20 protein-coding genes and 1 tRNA gene are annotated in these 20,433 nt (G+C 59.6%); 7 read left to right on the forward strand and 14 right to left on the reverse strand.

Features of this window, described 5'->3' with window-relative positions; translation table 11 throughout:
- Positions 1-297 precede the first annotated feature (297 nt).
- The 12 genes from LVD12_RS04220 to LVD12_RS04275 form a co-directional block, all read right to left on the reverse strand.
- Positions 298-387, reverse strand: a tRNA-Ser gene (locus LVD12_RS04220).
- 260 nt (positions 388-647) lie between these two features.
- Positions 648-842, reverse strand: a complete 195-nt coding sequence (csrA, locus tag LVD12_RS04225) for a carbon storage regulator CsrA (protein ID WP_237065906.1) — start codon at positions 840-842, stop codon at positions 648-650.
- A gap of 228 nt (positions 843-1,070) precedes the next feature.
- Positions 1,071-2,309, reverse strand: coding sequence for an aspartate kinase (locus tag LVD12_RS04230; RefSeq protein ID WP_237065908.1), 1,239 nt, complete (start codon positions 2,307-2,309; stop codon positions 1,071-1,073).
- Between the two features lie 270 nt (positions 2,310-2,579).
- A complete protein-coding gene (alaS, locus tag LVD12_RS04235) occupies positions 2,580-5,192 on the reverse strand; it encodes an alanine--tRNA ligase (protein ID WP_237065910.1) in 2,613 nt (870 codons plus the stop codon).
- Positions 5,193-5,253: 61 nt separating this feature from the next.
- Entirely contained in the window at positions 5,254-5,601 is a 348-nt protein-coding gene (locus LVD12_RS04240; protein WP_237065912.1) for a histidine triad nucleotide-binding protein, read from the reverse strand.
- Positions 5,602-5,604: 3 nt separating this feature from the next.
- Complete coding sequence (locus LVD12_RS04245; RefSeq protein WP_237065914.1) at positions 5,605-5,790, reverse strand: Trm112 family protein; 186 nt, start codon at positions 5,788-5,790, stop codon at positions 5,605-5,607.
- Between the two features lie 98 nt (positions 5,791-5,888).
- Positions 5,889-6,728 (reverse strand): alpha/beta hydrolase, encoded by an 840-nt coding sequence (locus tag LVD12_RS04250; RefSeq protein ID WP_237065916.1) that lies wholly within the window; start codon positions 6,726-6,728, stop codon positions 5,889-5,891.
- Between the two features lie 108 nt (positions 6,729-6,836).
- Positions 6,837-7,862 carry a class I fructose-bisphosphate aldolase gene (locus tag LVD12_RS04255; RefSeq protein ID WP_237065918.1) on the reverse strand — a complete coding sequence of 342 codons (1,026 nt, stop codon included), beginning with the start codon at positions 7,860-7,862 and terminating at the stop codon, positions 6,837-6,839.
- 46 nt (positions 7,863-7,908) lie between these two features.
- A complete protein-coding gene (glpK, locus tag LVD12_RS04260; protein ID WP_237065920.1) occupies positions 7,909-9,387 on the reverse strand; it encodes a glycerol kinase GlpK in 1,479 nt (492 codons plus the stop codon).
- A gap of 99 nt (positions 9,388-9,486) precedes the next feature.
- Positions 9,487-9,981: a regulatory protein RecX gene (locus tag LVD12_RS04265; protein ID WP_237065923.1), complete on the reverse strand. Its 495-nt coding sequence runs from the start codon at positions 9,979-9,981 to the stop codon at positions 9,487-9,489.
- Positions 9,982-11,019, reverse strand: coding sequence for a recombinase RecA (gene recA / locus LVD12_RS04270; protein ID WP_237065924.1), 1,038 nt, complete (start codon positions 11,017-11,019; stop codon positions 9,982-9,984). It lies immediately after the preceding gene.
- A gap of 121 nt (positions 11,020-11,140) precedes the next feature.
- Entirely contained in the window at positions 11,141-11,668 is a 528-nt protein-coding gene (locus LVD12_RS04275) for a CinA family protein (protein ID WP_237065926.1), read from the reverse strand.
- Between the two features lie 91 nt (positions 11,669-11,759).
- Here LVD12_RS04275 and mutS point away from each other — a divergent pair, with 91 nt between their 5' ends.
- From mutS to LVD12_RS04290, 3 genes are all read left to right on the forward strand, one after another.
- Positions 11,760-14,426: a DNA mismatch repair protein MutS gene (gene mutS, locus LVD12_RS04280; protein ID WP_237065929.1), complete on the forward strand. Its 2,667-nt coding sequence runs from the start codon at positions 11,760-11,762 to the stop codon at positions 14,424-14,426.
- 123 nt (positions 14,427-14,549) lie between these two features.
- Entirely contained in the window at positions 14,550-14,873 is a 324-nt protein-coding gene (gene fdxA, locus LVD12_RS04285; protein WP_237065930.1) for a ferredoxin FdxA, read from the forward strand.
- A 210-nt stretch (positions 14,874-15,083) separates the two neighbouring features.
- Positions 15,084-15,245 (forward strand): DUF1328 family protein, encoded by a 162-nt coding sequence (locus LVD12_RS04290; protein ID WP_082679624.1) that lies wholly within the window; start codon positions 15,084-15,086, stop codon positions 15,243-15,245.
- A 156-nt stretch (positions 15,246-15,401) separates the two neighbouring features.
- Here the strand turns inward: LVD12_RS04290 and LVD12_RS04295 are convergent, their stop codons facing one another.
- Positions 15,402-16,064 carry a hypothetical protein gene (locus LVD12_RS04295; RefSeq protein WP_237065932.1) on the reverse strand — a complete coding sequence of 221 codons (663 nt, stop codon included), beginning with the start codon at positions 16,062-16,064 and terminating at the stop codon, positions 15,402-15,404.
- A gap of 1,068 nt (positions 16,065-17,132) precedes the next feature.
- A complete protein-coding gene (locus LVD12_RS04300) occupies positions 17,133-17,657 on the reverse strand; it encodes a carboxymuconolactone decarboxylase family protein (RefSeq protein ID WP_237065933.1) in 525 nt (174 codons plus the stop codon).
- An 82-nt stretch (positions 17,658-17,739) separates the two neighbouring features.
- On the opposite strand from LVD12_RS04300, the gene dinB reads away from it, so the two are divergent.
- From dinB to LVD12_RS04320, 4 genes are all read left to right on the forward strand, one after another.
- A complete protein-coding gene (gene dinB, locus LVD12_RS04305; RefSeq protein WP_255771427.1) occupies positions 17,740-18,873 on the forward strand; it encodes a DNA polymerase IV in 1,134 nt (377 codons plus the stop codon).
- Between the two features lie 83 nt (positions 18,874-18,956).
- Positions 18,957-19,223, forward strand: coding sequence for a DUF6116 family protein (locus tag LVD12_RS04310; protein ID WP_237065935.1), 267 nt, complete (start codon positions 18,957-18,959; stop codon positions 19,221-19,223).
- A 171-nt stretch (positions 19,224-19,394) separates the two neighbouring features.
- Complete coding sequence (locus tag LVD12_RS04315; protein ID WP_237065936.1) at positions 19,395-19,955, forward strand: sigma-70 family RNA polymerase sigma factor; 561 nt, start codon at positions 19,395-19,397, stop codon at positions 19,953-19,955.
- Entirely contained in the window at positions 19,952-20,410 is a 459-nt protein-coding gene (locus tag LVD12_RS04320; RefSeq protein WP_237065937.1) for a hypothetical protein, read from the forward strand. The genes LVD12_RS04315 and LVD12_RS04320 overlap by 4 nt, the downstream gene beginning before the upstream one ends.
- The last annotated feature ends 23 nt before the right edge of the window (positions 20,411-20,433 follow it).

A 20,433-nucleotide genomic window follows, 5' to 3' on the forward strand; every position in this document is an offset into this window, starting at 1 on the left:
TCGTGAGGGGCGCGCATTATAGCGAACCGCCTCTCCGCAGCAAGCCTTTTTTGCAGGCTTTTTTCAGTGCCGAAACCACTGCCCGAAGGCACCCAGTTCCGAACTGAAGGACTCGCGGGAGCCCTGTGCGGAGCCGCTTGTGGCTCCGTCGAAGTGGCGCGCATTATAGCGAGCCCCTCCCCCTCCGCAAGCGCTTTTTGTAAATTTTTTACCAAGCGTTTTCAGAGGGCTGGCCAACCGGATATCACCGGTTTCAGGCCAAAAAAAACACCCTCTCATCGAGAGGGTGTTTCTATATGGCGGTGAGAGAGGGATTCGAACCCTCGATGAGTGTTAACCCATACGCCCTTAGCAGGGGCGCGCCTTCAGCCACTCGGCCATCTCACCTTGTAAACTTTTCAGGCTTCTTTGGGAGCCCGAACCTTTCTGAAAGAAGCCAGATGGCTGCCCTCCGAAAGAGAGCGGCATCATACCAACGGCGAGGCAAAAATCAATGGGGAATCAATAACTTTTTGCGTTTTCATGGGCGGCCGATCAAATCTTGAACGACCCGGTTTGGCGCCCCTTTCATCCGCGGTAAGGGAAAGCCAGAAACAGAAAAGGCCGGATTGACCGGCCTTTTCATCCACTGCAGAACCCAGGGGCAATTACTCGCCGTCTCCGCCCTCCGCAGACTGCTTTTCACGCTGGATGCGCTGGTAGATCTCCTCCCGGTGCACCGCAACTTCCTTGGGCGCGTTTACGCCGATCCGTACCTGATTCCCCTTGACGCCGAGAACGGTCACGGTGACGTTGTCACCTACCATCAGCGTCTCGCCAATTCGGCGGGTCAAAATCAACATTGGCTACTTCTCCTTGGTCATCCTGTGAGAGCGCAGCGGAACAATCCCATGGCTGCGCTATTGGTCATCATAACCGGATGGCGGCGCGAAAAGGTCGAAACTGCCCATCTCCTATTCATTATTGACCAGCGGATCAAAATCTCAATAGGTCGGACTCTACGCCAAATGACCAAATCGCTATGGTCAGGACACGCTCGCCTTCGTTCTGGTTATAGGGTTTTCCTGCGCCTATTGTGCTTTCCTGGGCTCAGAGAGCTCGAATTCGCTGTGCAGGGCCCGCACCGCAAGCTCCAGGTAGCGCTCATCGATGATCACCGAGATCTTGATTTCAGAGGTGGTGATCATCTGAATGTTGATGTTGTCCTCACCCAGCGCACTGAACATACGGCTCGCCACATTGGCGTGAGAGCGCATGCCAACACCGACGATTGAGACCTTGGCGATCTTGTCATCAGTCACCACCTCCCTGGCACCCAGCTCGGCGGCCACCCGCTCCAGCACCTCCCGCGCCTTCTTCAGGTCGTTGCGGTGCACCGTGAAGGTGAAGTCGGTGGTGCCATCGACAGCACTGATATTCTGGACGATCACGTCCACTTCGATATTTTCGGCACCAATCGGCGCGAGAATGCGACAGGCCACCCCCGGGTTGTCCGGCACACCACGAATCGTCAGCTTTGCCTCGTCGCGGTTGAACGCGATTCCGGAAACGACTGGTTGCTCCATCTCGTTATCTTCCTCATCCAGACTGATCAGCGTGCCCTCACCTTCCTCAAAGGTGGAGAGCACCCGCAGGGGTACTTTGTACTTGCCGGCAAATTCAACCGCGCGAATCTGCAGCACCTTGGAACCGAGGCTGGCCATCTCCAGCATCTCTTCGAACGTAATGCGATCCAGGCGGCGCGCACTGTCCACTACCCTCGGATCGGTGGTGTAGACACCATCAACGTCGGTATAGATCTGGCACTCGGTCGCATCGAGAGCGGCAGCCAGGGCCACCCCGGTAGTGTCGGAGCCACCACGACCGAGCGTGGTGATGTTGCCGTCGCCATCCACCCCCTGGAAACCAGCCACGACCACCACCCGTCCGGCATCGAGGTCACGGCGCATGCGCTCCACGTCGATTTGCTGGATACGGGCCTTGGTATGGGCGTTGTCGGTAAGAATCTTGACCTGGCCGCCGGTGTAGGAACAGGCATCATAACCGCGCTTTTTCAGCGCCATGCTGAGGAGGGCGATGGTGACCTGCTCGCCAGTAGACACCAGCACATCCAGCTCCCGCGGATCGGGCCGCTCCTGGATCTGGTAGGCGAGATCGATCAGGCGGTTGGTCTCGCCGCTCATCGCGGAGAGCACGACCACCATCTCATGTCCCTGGGCGCGAAAAGCTGCGACCTTGTCAGCGACTGCCTCAATACGCTCAATGGAGCCAACCGAGGTACCGCCGTATTTCTGGACAAACAAACTCATGGATTTTTGTGTTTCCTTACTACCAACACGGCCAGGTGCCGCGTCGCTTGAGGTCCCGATCGGGATCCGAAGGAGACAATCGGATCCTGACGCCCGCCTGGGCTTCGCTATTTCAGGCCACCGACCGAAACCGGGACCTTGCGGGCGCAGGGGTCCGCCGTAATGGCAGCTCCTGCAACACCCAATCAGCGCAAGTCGCGCACTAAATCACCAAAACATGGGGAAATCAACTTGGCAAATAGCATTATTTGCCAAGTTGGCCCAATTTAACTAGTTGAGCTGCCCTTCGAGCCAGGCCGGCACCTCCTGGAGCATTCCCGGCAGGGCCGCCACATCGGTGCCTCCTCCCTGGGCCATGTCCGCACGGCCGCCGCCCTTGCCGCCAAGCTTGCCGGCAGCGAAACGCATCAGATCTCCCGCCGCCACCCGATCGGTAAGATCCTTGGTGACTGCAGCGACCAGCGCCACCTTCTCATCCGCCGGAGCCGCCAGCAGCACCACGCCGGAACCCAACTTGTTCTTCATCTGATCGGCGAGATCCCGCAGTGACTTGGGATCGGCCCCTTCCACGGACACCGCCAGCAGCTTCACGCCGGTCACGTCCACCGCCTGGGAAGAAAGGTCACCACCAGCACCGCTGGCCAGCTTGGTCTTGAGCTGGGCAATCTCCTTTTCCAGCTTGCGGTTGTTGGCAAGCAGCTGCTCGACTTTGTCCGCCAGGGTATCCGGGCGGGTCTTCAGTAGCGTTGCCGCGTGCTCGAGGCGCTGCTGTGCTTCGTCAAACAGAGCCAATGCATGCGCACCGGTAACAGCCTCGATTCGGCGCTGGCCGGAAGCAATGCCGCTCTCTGATACGATGCGAAGCAGTCCGATATCACCGGTGCGTGCAACGTGGGTCCCACCGCAGAGCTCAACCGAGAAGGCATCGCCGCCCTCTTCACGACCCATGGACAGCACCCGGACCGTGTCGCCGTATTTCTCACCGAACAGCGCCATGGCGCCCTTGCGCTTGGCGGTCTCGATATCGGTTTCCTCGGTTTGCACCGGGGTGTTGGCACGGATCTGGGCGTTGACCAGCGCTTCGATCGCGTGCAGTTGCTTCGCGGTCACCGCTTCGGGGTTGGAAAAGTCGAAACGCAGACGCTCGGAATCCACCAGTGAGCCTTTCTGGGTCACATGCTCGCCCAGCACCTTGCGCAGCGCCGCGTGCAGCAGGTGGGTAGCCGAGTGGTTCAGCGCTGTGGATTGACGGACATCCGCGGAGACCTCCGCCTCCACCGCATCGCCCACTGACAGCGCCCCCTGCAGCATCCTGCCGGTATGCAGGTGGTGCCCTGCCTGCTTGGTGCAATCCGCCACTTCGAAACGACCGATCTCCTGCTTCAGGTAGCCGCAGTCACCGACCTGGCCACCGGACTCAGCATAAAAGGGGGTCCGGTCCAGCACGATCGCGCCTTCTTCACCCTCTTCGAGTCGCTCCACCTGCTCTCCGTCTTTGACGATCGCCAGGACTTTGCCGCTGCCTCGGGTGGCTTCATAGCCCAGGAATTCGGTGCTTCCTTCCAGCTCGAGAGCACCGGTGTAATCCTGTTTGAACTTGCCGGCTGCCCGGGCACGCTCGCGCTGGGCCTCCATGGCTTCCTCGTACCCGGCCATGTCCAGGGAAAGGCCCCGCTCGCGGGCAATGTCCTGAGTCAGGTCGGTGGGAAACCCGTAGGTGTCATGCAGGGTGAATACCAGCTCACCGGGAATCTCACTGCCTTCCAGGCTCTCGAGCGCCTCCTCGAGCAAGGCCATGCCTTTGTCCAGGGTCTTGGCAAACTGCTCCTCCTCCTTGCGCAGGGCATTCTCGATAATGGACTGCTTCTCCCGCAGCTCCGGGTAAGCGTCACCCATCTGCTGTGCCAGCGCATTGACGAGACGGAAGAAGAAGATCTCCTTGTGGCCAAGCTTGTGGCCGTGGCGAACCGCGCGGCGAATGATCCGGCGCAGCACGAAACCGCGGCCCTCATTGGAAGGCATCACGCCGTCGGCGATCAGGAAAGAGCAGGAACGGATATGGTCCGCGATTACCCGCAGGGATTTGTTCTCCAGGTCATCGCAGCCGACGATCTCACCGGCAGCTTTCAGCAGGGCCTGGAACAGGTCGATCTCATAATTGGAGTGGACCCCCTGCATCACTGCAGCAATACGCTCGAGGCCCATGCCGGTATCGACTGACGGCTTCGGCAGCGGGTGCAGTTCACCATCAGCAGAGCGCTCGAACTGCATGAACACCAGGTTCCAGATCTCGATGTAGCGATCGAGATCGTCGTTGTCGGAGCCGGGCGGGCCACCGGGTACATCTTCCCCGTGATCGTAGAAAATCTCGGAGCTGGGACCACAGGGGCCGGTGTCGCCCATCTGCCAGAAGTTGTCTTCATCCAGACGGGAGAAACGCTCGGCACTTACGCCCACTTCCTTGAGCCAGATGTCCGCGGCTTCATCATCGCTGATATGCACCGTTACCCAGAGGCGCTCCTCGGGTAGCTGCAGTACTTTGGTCAGGAAGTTCCAGGCAAACTGAATGGCCTCGCGTTTGAAATAGTCCCCGAAGCTGAAGTTGCCCAGCATTTCAAAGAAAGTGTGATGACGCGCGGTATAGCCAACGTTCTCGAGATCGTTGTGCTTGCCACCGGCCCGCACACAGCGCTGGGAGCTGGCGGCGCGGCTGTAGGGGCGCTGCTCCTGGCCGAGGAAAACATCCTTGAACTGCACCATACCCGCGTTGGTAAACAGCAGGGTCGGATCATTGCCGGGCACCAGTGAGCTTGAAGGCACGACGGTGTGACCCTGCTCGGCAAAGTATTTCAGAAAGGCTTCGCGTATCTCTGCGCTTTTCATCCAGCGTAATTCCAGCTCGTTAATAGAAAAATTTGAATGGGAATGGCCACCAGAATGGATCCTAGTCAGCCAGGTCCTGCTCACGCATCTTGCGGTTGGCGAGCAGGTGAATATGCATGTGGAAAACTGTCTGCCCGGCATCACGACCGTTGTTCATGACCAGGCGGTAACCCTCCAGCCCCAGCCTGCGCCCCATTTCCGAGGCTACCCAGAGCAGGTGCCCCAGCAGCGGCCTGTCGTCGGCACTGGCATCGATCAGGCTGACCAGGGGCTTGCGGGGAATGATCAGCAGGTGTGTCGGGGCCTTGGGGGCCCGGTCCCGGATCACGATGCAATGCTCGTCCTCGAAGACCCGGTCAGCCTCTATCTCTCCGGCGATGATACGGCTGAAGACACTGGGCTCGGACACGGACTATTTCTCCAGTTTTTCCTCGGTAGTCAGCGGACGGGCCTCGGACTCCAGCATGACGGGAATCCCGTCCCGGATCGGGTAGGCGAGCCCGCTGGCTTTGCAGACCAGCTCCTGGGTCTCTTCCTTATATTCCAACGGCGCCTTGCTGACCGGACAGACCAGCAGGCTGAGCAGTTTCTTGTCCATCTACCCCAACTCCACAAAGCGGCCACAGCGGCCGAAAATGACCGCGTATAGTACAACGGATATGCGCCGGTTTCACGACGGCCGGCTGTGGCTGGGCTTCAGGCTTCCCGGACAGTCTCCGAGACCGGTGCATGCGCGCGCAGGTGCTCCAGGATCCGGGTCATGGCCTCCCGGCCCTCAGCGGGCTCGTTCAGGAGCTCGTGGTAGGCATCGGCATAGCGCAGAAGTTGCTTATCAGAACTGCCAAGATCGGTGAAAAATTGCTCGGAAGCGGCGCTATCCACGATCCGGTCCGCCAGCGGCAACAACATCAGACAGGGAAGCTCGATCTGGCCCGCCGACGCCAGCACTGCCGTCCGCTCACGCCGGAAAGCTAGGAACCAGCCCGGGGTTATTCGCCGATGCACCAGGGGATCCCGCAGATACTCGTCGATGACTGACGGATCATGGCTCAGCCAGCGGGGATTCACGCGGTTGGGCAGAGGGAGCGAGGGCAACCAGCGCCCCAACAACCGGGTTGCCGCCAACTCGACCCCAGCCGGCTCTGCACCGCCACGAAAAGCCGGTGCCGACAAGAGCAGACTTTCCACCCCGCCAAACCGCTGTACACAGCCACAGGCAATAAGCCCGCCCATGCTGTGACCGAGGAGGTGGATGGGGCGACCGGGGTTGTCCCGACGCACCAGGCGGATAAAGTCGTGAAGATGGGTGCTGTAACGGGCGAAGTCATCGATATGCCCTCGCCTGCCCGGTGACAGGCCGTGGCCGATATGGTCCAGCGCGTAAACACTGAAGCCGTTGCGATTGAGTTCTGACGCAAACTGCCGATAACGGCCGCTGTGCTCACCCAGGCCATGAGCGACAACCACGACCCCCAGGGCACCCTCCACCCACCAGCGGCGGAAGTGCAACTGATCTCCTCGGGAAAGAAACTGCATCCCTACCCCCTCTCTTTTCGCTGTTGTAATTCCTGGGGTGACGGCGCTCTCTCTGAACCGCGTCACCCCATCGACCGCTGGTTACCAGGGCCTTTCGTTATTGTTCTTTTATCCGGCTGCGGCGGACTCCAACCCCTCACTGTAATCCCCCTGCATCGCCAGGTGATTCAGGCGCGCCCGCTTCAGGAGCGCCTCCTGCGCCTGATGGCGCTGCCCTGTATCCCCGGACCAGGCATGTAGCGCGGGCTCCTGCAGCGCGCGACCATAGGAGAAACTGAGCTGCCATGGGGCCTGCCACATCTGGTTGAGGGCATTGAGGTTGGCTGTTGCCTCCTCCGGGCCCTGCCCTCCCGAGAGGAAGTTGATACTGGGTACCGCCGCTGGAACGGCCCGGCGTAGGGCCCGCATGGTGTACTCGGCCACCTGCTGTGGGGGCGCCTTGGCGCACTCGCTGCCGGGCGTGACCATGCTCGGCTTGAGGAGCATCAATTCCAGCACCACCCCGTGGTGATGGAGCGCATGGAAGACGGTTTCCCAGACCTGCTCATTGACCTCCGCACTGCGTTCGATGCTGTGGTCACCGTCCATCAAAACCTCGGGTTCCACGATTGGCACCACCCCGCAGGACTGGCAAACCGCAGCGTAGCGCGCCAGCATTTCCGCATTGGCGGTCACCCCTAGCGGTGTGGGGTTGGCGGGGCTGATGGGGTAGACCTCGCGCCATTTGGCAAACCGGGCGCCCTGCTCTTTATAACCCCGGAGTCGCTCCGCCAGGCCGTCCAGCCCGTATGTGATCATATCCCCGGGGGCGCCGGGGAGCGGCCCCTTCCCCTTGTCCACCTTGATACCGGGAACGATACCCGCGTTTGCCGCCACCTCGGGCAGCGGTGTGCCGCTGTCATCCTTCTGGCCCAGGGTCTCTTCGAACAGGATCACGCCACTGACGTACTGGCCCAAACCCTCCGCAGACAGCAACAGGCTGCGGTAGAAACGCCGGTGTTCCTCGGTGGACTCGACGCCGACCGACTGGAAACGCTTGGCAATGGTGCCGCTGCTCTCATCCGCCGCCAGTACCCCGCGTCGGCCATCGACCATGTCCGCGATCGTCGCCTGCAATTCTTCATTTACCGACATCTTCGTCCCTCCTGTTCAAGCCTGAACAGAGGATAGGCCTTCCAGTTCAAAAGGTGCGGCAGGCCCTGACAGCGCGCTGCCAGCCGCTGACCAGCGTCTCCCTGCGTCCGGCGCTCATCTGTGGCACGAAATCCCGCTCGATCTCCTGCAGCGACGGGGGCCTCTTCCCCGGCCCCCAGAGTCCGGCACCGATTCCGGCCAGCAGGGCCGCACCCACGGCCGTCGATTCGACCTGCTGCGGGCGCTCGACGCGGACGTCAGAGATATCGGACTGGAACTGCATCAGGAAGTTATTGGCGCTGGCGCCGCCATCCACACGGAGACAGGCGATGGGCACGCCAAGGGCCTGGGACATCAATCCCGCCAGCTCATTACTCTGGTAGGCAATAGACTCCAGCGTGGCGCGCACCAGCTCCGCCTTGCCCGAGCCGCGACTGAGTCCGCAAATGGTCCCCCGCGCGGCCGAATCCCAGTGGGGCGCACCGAGCCCGCTGAACGCGGGCACCAGATAGACGCCGCCGGTATCTGCCACGCGCTGGGCGATGGCTTCCGTCTCCTCCGCAGAGCGGATCAGCCCCAGCTCGTCCCGCAGCCACTGTACCGCCGACCCGGCGTTGAAGACCGCGCCCTCAAGGGCATAGGCCGGTGATCCATCGGGGCTGCAGGCCACCGTGGTGAGCAGGCCCGCCGGGGCCTCCGGACGCTCATCACCGGCATAGGCCAGCATGAAGCAACCAGTGCCATAGGTGTTCTTGAGCAGCCCCGGCCGGGTACACCCCTGCCCGAACAAGGCCGCCTGCTGATCGCCGGCCACCCCCGTGATCGGGGCCGAACAGCCAAGGAAGGCCTCCGGGTCTGCATCGGCAAAGAAGCCAGCGGAAGGCCGGATTCCGGGCAGGATCTCCGCCGGACAGCCAAAAAGCTTCAGCAGTTCACTGTCCCAGTCACGGCGGTCTAGATCGTACAGGAGGGTACGGCTGGCATTAGTGTGGTCGGTGAGATGGGCCCGCCCGCCGCTGATCTTCCAGATCAGCCAGCTGTCGATGGTACCGAAGCAAAGCTCCCCCGCCCGGGCTCTGGCCGCGAGTTCGGGGGCTTGTTCGAACAGCCACTGGAGCTTGCTGGCTGAAAAGTAGGCATCGAGGACCAGGCCGGACTTCTGTCGCAGCCAGTCGGACCGGCCAGTGCGTTCATGGGCCTTGCAGACTTCCGCGGATCGCCGGCACTGCCAGACAATGGCCCGGTGCACCGGCTCACCGGTCTGGCGATCCCAGAGCACCGTCGTTTCACGCTGGTTGGTAATGCCGATGGCGGAGAGCTCTCCGGCCGACACGCCGGCACGCTCCAGCGCTGCGCCGCATACCCGCTGGGTTACCGCCCAGATTTCCTCGGCGTCATGCTCGACCCATCCGGGCTGGGGATAGTACTGGGGAAATTCGGAGTAACTGCGACCCAGCAGGTTGCCCTCACGATCGAAGACAAAGGCCGTGGTACCAGTAGTGCCCTGGTCGATAGACAGGATCATAGGGGGCCTCGCGCTGCTCGTGCTTGCTGTTATTACGCTGCGCCGCCAGCGCACCCCACATCCCGCATGGCGGCACTTCCGCTCCAAGGGCGGAAAGCGTCAGAACCCAGAGTATAAGTCGGAGGCAGCGGCGTCCAGCGCCCAGTGAATGGCATCAGAGGGGAAGCCGCGATAGGCGAGATAGCGCTGACGGCGGGCACGCTCCTTCAGTTGCTGATCCCTTGGCAGGACCTCACTGACCGGGCTGCGGAACTTGCGCTGCAGAACCTCCGCGGCAAGCTGATACCAGTCTGCTTCGAGGCTTTCCAGGGCGCCCTCGCCCAGCTGGCTGCTGACACCACGCTGCTGTAGCTCGCGGCGAATGCGAATTGGCCCCTGCCCACGCTGGACACGGGAGCGCGCGAACACTTCCGCAAAACGCTGGTCGGACTGGTAGTTGAGTTCCTGCAGGCGCAGGAACAACGCATCGAAGTCGGCGCCGGGGAATTTGCCGGCAAGCTTGTCCTTCAGCTCCCGCTGGGAATGCTCGCGGCGGGAGAGCAGCTCAAGCGCCGCGCTGAAAAGCGCCTGAGCCGCATCCTGCGGTGAATCCACTTATTCTTCCGGGGATTCAGCCACTTCTTCGAGCGGGGCCGCCGGGACGACATCGCCCAGCAGCTGGGCGCGCAGCTGGCCCTCGATCTCGTCGCGGATATCCTGGTTCTCTTTCAGGAACTTCACCGCGTTGGCCTTGCCCTGGCCGATCTTGTCGCCCTTGTAGCTGTACCAGGCACCGGCCTTGTCGATCAGGCCCAGCTTGACACCGTAATCGATGATCTCGCCCAGCAGGTTGATGCCCTGGCCGTACATGATCTGGAACTCGGTCTGCTTGAATGGCGGCGCCACCTTGTTCTTGACCACCTTTACGCGGGTCTCGTTGCCCACCACTTCATCGCCCTCTTTTACGGAGCCGATGCGGCGGATATCCAGGCGCACGGAAGAGTAGAACTTGAGCGCGTTACCGCCAGTGGTGGTTTCGGGAGAACCGAACATCACACCGATCTTCATACGGATCTGATTAATAAACACACACAGGGTGTTGGTGTTCTTGATGTTACCGGTCAGCTTGCGCAGCGCCTGGGACATCAGGCGGGCCTGCAAACCCACATGGGAGTCTCCCATCTCGCCCTCGATCTCGGCACGGGGCGTCAGGGCAGCCACGGAGTCCACGATCAGGACGTCCACCGCTCCGGAGCGGACCAGCATGTCCGCCACTTCGAGCGCCTGCTCACCGGTATCCGGCTGGGAAACGATCAGCTCGTCCACGTTCACCCCGAGCTTTTCGGCGTAAATCGGGTCGAGCGCGTGCTCGGCATCGACGAAGGCGCAGGTGCCGCCCTTGCGCTGGGCTTCGGCAATGACCTGCAGGGTCAGGGTGGTCTTACCGGAAGATTCCGGACCGTAGATCTCCACGATCCGGCCGCGGGGCAGGCCGCCAATACCCAGGGCCACATCGAGACCCAGGGAACCGGTGGAGATGGCGGGGATACGCTCGCGCCCCTTTTCCCCCATGCGCATCACAGTGCCTTTGCCGAACTGGCGCTCGATCTGTGACAGCGCCGCTTGCAGTGCCTTGTCTTTATTGGAATCCATGACCCTTCCCGTGTACTTGATCGTTGTTGGTTGCGGGCAAGCTTAACGAAGGATTACTGTATAAGCAACCAGTAACCGGGTAGTCATCCCGCGAGCTACGGGCTGCCAGGTCGGCATGCACTCAGGCCGGATGCTCCCGCACCAGCGCCAGCATCATATCCAGCGCCTCGGCAATGGTCTGCCCCTGGATTTGCGCCCGGTCACCCTCAAAGTGAAACAGGCGGGCATCGATATCCACGGGTTCCTGCCCTTCTGAATGTGCCAGCGCAATCCAGACAGTCCCCACCGGCTTCTCGTCGCTGCCGCCATCCGGCCCGGCGATACCGCTCACGGCCACAGCGACATTGGCATCCATCAGGCCGAGCACCCCACTGGCCATCTGCCGGACAACCTCCTCACTGACTGCGCCCAGTTCGTCCAGGTCTTCCCTGGACACGGACAGCAGGTTGCGCTTGATGCGGTTGGCATAGCTGACCACTGAACCATCGAACCACTGCGAGGCCCCCGCCACTGCCGTGATTGCGGCCGCAATACCGCCACCGGTACAGGATTCTGCGGCCGTGACCTTCCAACGCCGCTTCTCGAGCTCCTCTCCCAAAGCCCGCGCCCGCCCCTCGATCTGCGCTGCCAGGTTCGCGTCTGTGCTCATCGCCTTAATCTCTCCCTTAAGAGTCGCTAGAATAGCGCCTTCACGGAGACCGCAGCAAAGCTCCTCTCTACCGACAACAAGAAGTAACTCCATGCCGCAGACCGCGACACCCAGTGCCAACGCCCAACACACCCCCATGATGCAGCAGTACCTGCGCATCAAGGCCCAGCACCCGCAGGAGCTGGTCTTCTACCGCATGGGGGACTTCTATGAGCTGTTCTACGACGATGCCAAGCGCGCGGCCGAGCTGCTGGACGTGACGCTGACGGCGCGGGGCAAGTCCGGCGGAGAGCCGATCCCCATGGCGGGCATCCCCTACCATGCCGCCGAGGGCTACCTGGCCCGCCTGATCCGGGCCGGCGTCTCGGTGGCCATCTGCGAACAGATCGGCGATCCGGCCACCAGCAAAGGCCCGGTGGAGCGCAAGGTCGTCCGCATCGTGACCCCTGGCACGGTCACCGATGAGGCGCTTCTCAACGAGCGCCGCGACAACCTGCTGGCTGCCACCGCCCGGCTCGCGGATCACTTTGGCCTGGCGTTGCTGGACCTGGCCACCGGCCGCTTTGTAGTTCAGGAAGTCGCCACCATCGAGGCTCTGGCCGAGCAGATCCAGCGCCACGCGCCCACCGAGCTGCTGGTAGCCGAGGACCTTGAACTGCCGGCCGAGATCAACAGGCACCCGGGACTACGCCGCCGCGCGCCCTGGGAGTTCGACTTCGAATCCGCCAACAGCCTGCTCAACCGCCAGTTCGGCACACTCAATCTGGAGGCCTTCGGCTGCAGCCACATGCACTCGGCCATCATCGCCGCCGGCTGCCTGCTGCAATACGCCCGTGACACCCAGCGCACGGAACTGCCTCATATCCGCAGCCTGCAGGCAGAGAGCGGTGAGGAAACGGTGGCCCTGGATGGTGCCAGCCGACGCAACCTCGAGATCGACACCAATCTGGGCGGCGGGGATGACAACACCCTGCTGTCGGTCCTCGACAGCTGCAAGACCGCCATGGGTAGCCGACTGCTGCGCCGCTGGCTCAACAATCCCCTGCGCAAGCTCTCTACCCTGCAGAAACGCCAAGATGCCATCTCCGCCCTGATCGAGGGTTACCAGTTCGAGCCCCTGCGCGAGAGTCTCAAACCGGTGGGTGATATGGAGCGGATTCTGGGCCGACTGGCTCTGCGCTCCGCCCGCCCCCGTGACCTGGCCCGGCTGGGCCAGTCGCTGGCACAGTTTCCGCAGATTCAACAGCAGCTGCACGCCTGCGATGCGGTACTGCTGGGCGAACTGGGTGAGCTGATCGGGGAGTGGCCGGAAACCGTCGAACTGCTGGAGCGCGCCCTGGTGGACAACCCGCCTGTCGTCATTCGCGATGGAGGAGTCATCGCCGAGGGCTACGACAGCGAGTTGGACGAGCTACGCTCCATCAGCGAAAACGCCGGCGATTTTCTCGTGCAGCTGGAACTGCGGGAGAAAGAGCGCACCGGCATCCCCACTCTGAAGGTCGGCTACAACCGCGTACACGGTTATTTCATCGAGATCAGCCGCGGCCAGAGTGACAAGGCGCCGGCCGAATATATCCGCCGACAGACCCTGAAGAACGCCGAGCGCTTCATCACACCGGAACTGAAGGAATTTGAGGACAAGGCACTGTCGGCAAAAAGCCGCGCCCTCGCCCGGGAGAAGGCGCTGTACGAGGATCTGATCGACCGCCTGAATGAATCCCTGGCCCAGCTGCAAGGCGCCGCTGTCGGCATCTCCGAACTGGATGTGCTGGCCTGCCTGGCGGAACGTGCCGACAACCTGCGCCTGTGCCGCCCGATCCTCAGTAAAGAACCGGGCCTCGATATCAATGCGGGGCGCCATCCGGTCGTCGAGCAGGTACTGGATGAACCTTTCGTGGCGAATGATGTGGCATTGCGGGACGACCGCCGCATGCTGGTGATCACCGGCCCAAACATGGGCGGTAAATCTACCTATATGCGCCAGACGGCGCTGATCGCACTCCTTGCCCACGTAGGCAGCTATGTCCCCGCCGACAGCGCACGCATCGGCCTGCTGGATCGAATCTTTACCCGTATTGGCAGTGCCGATGACCTGGCCGGTGGCCGCTCCACCTTTATGGTGGAAATGACCGAAACCGCGAATATTCTCCGCAACGCCAGCGCCCACAGCCTGGTGCTGATGGACGAGATCGGGCGCGGTACCAGCACCTACGACGGCCTCTCCCTGGCCTGGGCCTGTGCCCATTACCTCGCGGAACAGGTGCGGGCATTTACCCTGTTTGCCACCCACTATTTCGAGCTCACCGACCTGCCGAATCGCTGCCCGGAAGCCGCCAATATCCACCTCAACGCCACCGAGCACGGCGACGACATCGTCTTCCTGCACCGCATCGAAGAGGGGCCCGCTTCCAAGAGCTACGGTCTGCAGGTGGCGAAACTCGCCGGCATCCCCCGGGAAGTGCTGGACGAAGCCCGCCAGCGGCTGCAGGCCCTGGAATCCGGTGCGCGGGACTCCGCTGAGGCGAAGCTGGAGATGAGCGAGCCCGTGTCGTCAACGCCTGCGAACGTGGCCAGACCTCACAGAGAGCCACCGGTGCCGGCCCCGGCGGCCGTGGGCAATGGGGGATCGCCAATGCAGGTAGACCTGTTTGGCAGCGGCCCCCACCCTGCCGTCGAGGCACTGACGGAACTGGATCCGGACGACCTGACACCGCGGCAGGCCCTGGAACAGTTATACGCTCTGCGCAAATTGTTATAACAACCGGGCCGAATTCCCCCAAAAGCCACTACAATTCGCGCCAGTAGTTGCTAAAATCCGCAGCTTGGTAAATTGGGCCGGCGCACGGTGCGCCGCTCTGTAGAGCAGCACTGAGGGATAGTCATGACATTCGTAATTGGGGAAAACTGCATCAAGTGCAAGTACACCGACTGTGTGGAAGTCTGCCCGGTGGACTGCTTCTACGAGGGCCCCAACTTCCTGGTGATCCACCCGGACGAATGCATCGACTGCGCCCTGTGTGAGCCCGAGTGCCCTGCCAATGCCATTTTCTCTGAAGACGAAGTGCCGGAAGACCAGCAGGAGTTCATCGAGCTGAACGCCGAGCTGGCAGAGATCTGGCCGAACATCACCGAGAAAAAGGACCCGCTCCCGGACGCCGAAGAATGGGACGGCAAAAAAGGCAAGCTGGACCAACTGGAACGCTGAACCCCGCTCCCCTCATCATCACCCCACAGGCCGTCAATGACGGCCTGTTTCGTTTCCGCCTAGAAAAACGGCTTCGCCTGATCCGCAAAAGTGGTAAACGGTATTCTCCCAGACTACAAATAGGCGCATGGAGTTCCCGCAATCCCTCAGATTTCCAGCGGGACAGTTCGGGACGAACCACGCCCTTCACCAACAAGCGGAGGTGTTTCTATGTTGCGCTGGGCAATCATATTTCTCGTCGTCGCCCTGGTGGCCGCCTTCTTTGGATTCGGCGGTATTGCCGGAGCCGCAGCGGATATCGCCAAGATCCTGTTCTTCGTGTTCCTGGTGCTGTTCGTACTGGCACTGATCTTTGGTCGCAAGCGACCGTGACGCTTTACAGCAACTGGAACAGCTAGAACATCCTAAATGAAGAAAGCCGGCCACGCTTCAGTGGCTGGCTTTTGTGTGACGACGGTGAAAAATAAATCGTCGCAGCCGTAAGAACGAGGGAAGCGACCAACATCGCAAAGGTCAAAACTTTGCCACTCACTTCCAAATCATTTGAAATTGATGTTCTTCCCCACCAACCTGCACCAGGATTATTGTTTTATCATTTGAAGAGAATCCTGCATGATTCGCATCAAGCACCATTACCCCCTTTTGCCCCTCTCCGGGCTGAAGATTCCTCTCTGCGAATAAATTCTCCAAGATTGAGATTTCAGCAACTTGCGACAATAGCTGAGCAGTCATAATCTGCCCATCAGCAGTATCCCTTTTAGGCTGATTCATTTGGAAATCCAGATACTGATACAACCTGTTATTCAGTCTCACAAAATTTTTTCTTTCCTCTGCATCTTTAAAGTTGATATTCAGGAGCGCATCCACGGTTAAAGGGGTTAAGGGGTGACGGGAATCGCCGGAGTCAAGAAAAAATCGAACGTCAGATGGACCAACGACCAGCGGCAAACCTGTAGTATTTTTAACCACCAAAAGATAAGTCGTGTAGGGATAACCTACCCCTTCACTACCATATGGGGAAACTGCAACCAGGTTATTTTTTTGCGATATTACTACGGGTCTACCATCAAGGTACCCACCATACTGATCGCTAGTTAGAAGAGGTTTCTCTACATGTACCGAAGGCTGTGCACAGCCCAGCACCAATAGCAAATTACTCACTATTGGGAATAAAAATTTTTTCATAATCAAAAGCTTACTCTGCACCTGTAAACAAACCAGTCTCGACCTGCTGCCTGCTGCCTGCTGCAAACTTCACCTCAACACGCCTGATAGCGCCAACTCGCACCACAGCCCATGATCAAAAACCAGCTTTCAAGGCTAACCCAGCATTAAGCAGGAAAGCACCGCTATTAGCAACCAGGTAGAGCCAATCCTGCAGCCTCTTCACCACATGAGGCAAACCTAAAGCTGACAAAAGGGGAAATCAAAGCCATGGATTACCAAAATCATGCGTCGCACTCCAGTCCAGTCCTCTAGCAATTCACTGGGGAGTCCAAGCTACCAAATAAGTGCTAGTGGCAGGGAAACTGCAGTTTTTTGATGCTCAATCAACCAATAACAATGAATATATGAGATGCATCAAAATAAATCAGAACACAAAACGCTCACGATACACGTGCGAAGACCCCTTATCCTTGAGGTAATCGCGAGCAAGCAATTTCACGCATCTCTTCATTGTTATAAGCGATTATCAATAGAGGAGAATACTGACAACCCAGTAAAATTCAAAATGACTTCATCCCAGGCTGAAAAAATCAGTGCTCATAGTACGCAACAAAGCTCAAAGAATTAACAAGCGCACAGAAGCACCTCTCATATAGGCACTGGGCAACCGATATTATCCGATACTCCTAGCTGTACTCGATAACGCGAGTACTATCTTGGGGAAGCTTTCGTTCAGATCTTAAAGGCTGGCAACCTGATTGAATCCTCGAGTCTTGCAGCTTTTTTTGAGGACTATTTCGAGCCAGGAATTCTGATTAATGGCAACTGGTATCCGCTTAGATTTTTCTGGATGCCAGATCGAGTCAATACATCTCTGTCCTGGAAATCCAACCCCCTTTTTAATCGAGGATTCGACATGCTACTGCCAAAATCCTCTGGTTAGCGATGGAGAACAGAACCAGCTCTGTTAGACTACCGCGGCAAGATCTGCATGAGTATTGAGGACGTATGTCCTGTTGGGCACCGCAGTAAAGTAGAGCGCTTAACCCCGATTGCACTTCACTACTGTGGGTACCAATGGAAAGACTGGTATCAGTCCTGCGGTACCGCCATCACTTCGATGAACTTATTGAAGCCCGTGATCATCTCCATCACACCGATCGCTTCCAGCATTTCATCGTCTTTAACCCCCTGCTCCCTGGCCGCGGCTACCAGGCGCTCCGCGTGGTTATAAGGATCCAGGTTGGCATGGCGGGCGAGTTCCAGGATCGCATGTTCCTTTGGACCAAAATGGGCGTGATCCGGGTTTGTGCGTATCAGCAACACCTCCTTTGGATCCACGCCCATCTCCTGCAACAACGTGCTATGTCGGGCGATACTGTAGTCACAGTGGTTGTCGGCGGCGACCATCAGAGCAATCGCCTGCTTCAGGCGCGGTGAGAGGCATCCGTGCACCATCAGGGCCTTGTACTTCTCCCAGTTTGCCCTGAGCAATCCTGGATGATTGGCGTAGGCACGGAAGAAATTGGGCACATCGCCCAGCTCCTGCTCTATCTCTGCAAAGACCGCCTCGGACATGTCGTCGGTGGGGCTCTCCACCAGTGAGATCCGGCTCATAAGTCACCTGTCTTTCCCTGTGGTGCCCAGGAGGCGGGTAAAAGCGGTTCCCGCACCACCAGACACTGTATATAATCCCAGCATGAGGAAGATCATCCACTGCGATTGCGACTGTTTCTACGCATCGGTCGAAATGCGTGACGACCCGAATTTGCGCGGTCGGCCGCTGGCAGTGGGAGGCAGCAGTGACCGGCGTGGCGTCATCTCTACCTGTAACTATGAAGCGCGTAGCTACGGTGTACGCTCCGCCATGCCGACAGCACATGCGAAGAGACTCTGCCCTGACCTGATTGTAGTACCCGGTAACATGAAGAAATACCGGGAGGTCAGCACAGAGATACGCCAGATCTTCCTCGAGTACAGCGACAGGATAGAACCCCTGTCACTGGACGAGGCCTATCTCGATGTCACTGACAGCGGCCATTGCCACGGCAGTGCCACTCTGATCGCCGAAGAGATCCGTGCAAAGGTTCGGGAAAGGCTCGGCATCACCATTTCCGCCGGCGTGGCACCCAACAAGTTCCTGGCCAAGATCGCCAGCGACTGGCGCAAGCCAGACGGCCTGACGGTCATCACTCCCGAAGCGGTAGAGGAATTCGTCCTGCGACTGCCGGTCGCCAAAATCCATGGCGTGGGCCGGGTGACGGCGGAAAAGATGCACCGGGAGGGCATCCGCACCTGCGCCGACCTGCGCAACTTTTCTCAGATCGAGCTGATCCGGCGCTATGGCAAGTTCGGCAGCCGGCTGTACCAGTTGTGCCGCGGCGAAGATGAACGACCGGTCAATGGCGATGGCTCCCGCAAGAGTGTCAGCGTCGAGCGGACATTCAGTGAGGACCTCGTGGATATTGCCGACTGGGAAGAACAGCTACCCTTGCTCTACAGCCGCTTGCAGGAACGGCTGGAAGGTCTCAGTGACCGCTACCTGATCAGCGGTGCTTCAATAAAGGTCAAGTACGCGGACTTCTCCACCAGTACCCAAGAACGAGCGAGCCAGTCCAGCCGTATTTCGGAGTTCAAGCAGCTGCTCCGCCAGAGTTGGGAGCGACGTCAGGGGCCTATCCGCCTGCTGGGGTTGGGTGTCAGACTCAGGGATCTGCGCGCCGAAGAGGGACCGGAGCAGCTGCCCTTACCCCTCGAGCTGAAACGCCCGCAAGCCGCCACCCAGCGCAATGACGACTGCGACCGGAAACAAGAAATACGTACCGGTCAGTAAATCTGGCGTCGGCGCGCACTTGCTGTCCCGGGGCAACGCCGAGCCGCAACTATACTCCTCAAACCAGAGAAAAGAGCCATTCGATGAAAAGAGTGCTACCCAGTGCACTGGTTGGCTGGTTCCTCAGCTACGCAGAAAAACTGGAAAGGCCACGTCTCTTCAGGTGGATTTGTGCGCTGTTTCTCATCAATCTGTTCATTATTGACCCGGTACCTTTCGTCGACGAAATTCTCCTGGGCCTGTTCACAGTTTATCTGGCTCGCCAAAAGGCCAATCCGGAAAACGCAGAAGAGAAGGTGGTCAGGGGTGAGACGGTCAAGGATGGCCGTGACGACGAATCAGAACGCTGAACATTCGGGGTCAGTAGCGCGTGACTGGATCATCACCCTCCACGGGTGATCTATCCGACTCTGGTAGAGGTAGAGGTAAAGAAAGCACTGTGAAGTGAGAGGACCATTGGAGGTGGGTCCGGTTGCAACGCAGTTCGAGCCGTAAACCTTTGCGCACGGAGGCGCGATAGTTTGACCAGAAATGCCTTTCAGAATCTCTCTGACGAAGCTCTGCTCGATTATTACCATTCGACACGTAACCTTCGTGCTTTCCGGCAGCTCTACAGCCGCCACAAGGACAGCCTGTACCGTTACTGTGCACAGATGCACTTCCCGTCGGCAGCTTCAGTAGTGGAACAGCTCTGGGACAGCCTGCTGGAGCGTCCACCGGAACTCTGTGGCCGCCTGTTGAGGAATTGGTTGTTTATCCGCGCCAGCCAGATGCTGGGGATCAGCGAGACCGCGACAGACGGCGAGGAAAACTCTGCGCCGCGAGAGTCGACCTACGCAGAACCGGCGGCTGCAGCCGAATCGGACCGCCTGCTCTCGGCCGTGCAAAAACTGCCACGGATAGAGCGCAATATCCTCCTGCTGCACATGGAGTGCCGGCTGCCGCTCGCGACCGTTGCCGATATCGAGCGAATCTCGCTCAGTAAATGCAGGGCGCTATACCAGAACGGAAAGGAAAGGTTACGGGAGATTTTACATGGGCCAGAGCGTCAGCCCTGGCAGGTCAAAGAGGTGACGCTATGAGTGTCTGCGAGCGAGACTATCAGCTGGCAGCGGCGGTCATTCAATCACCAGCCGCCCTGGATGAAAAAATCCTGAAGCGGGCGCGATCCTTCAAACCCACCCGCAGGAATCGGCCGTGGGTATCCAGGGCGGCCAGTGGTTTCGCGGCAGTGGCAATCGCCGTGCTGTTAATCCATCCGGCCCAATACCTTGGAGCATTGACACCGCCAGGCCATGCGACAACACCGTCGGCGGCTGTCGAGGAGACGTCACTGGCCAACTGGCAGGAGTATGCCGAAGAAGCCTTGGCCAAAGCTGATCCCTGGTATGAACTTCGACAAACCGTCGAATCTGGCGATCACGTGGCACTCTGCTCCCAGTGGCGGGAACAACAACGGGATATCAGCGCGGAGAAACTGCCACGGGATCTGGTGCGGGAGGCCCGTAGCCACTGCCGCCTCCTCAAAGCCCAGTAGCGATGATCGCACTGCTTCAGCCG

The organism is Microbulbifer guangxiensis (assembly GCF_021729075.1).
Taxonomy (GTDB): domain Bacteria; phylum Pseudomonadota; class Gammaproteobacteria; order Pseudomonadales; family Cellvibrionaceae; genus Microbulbifer; species Microbulbifer guangxiensis.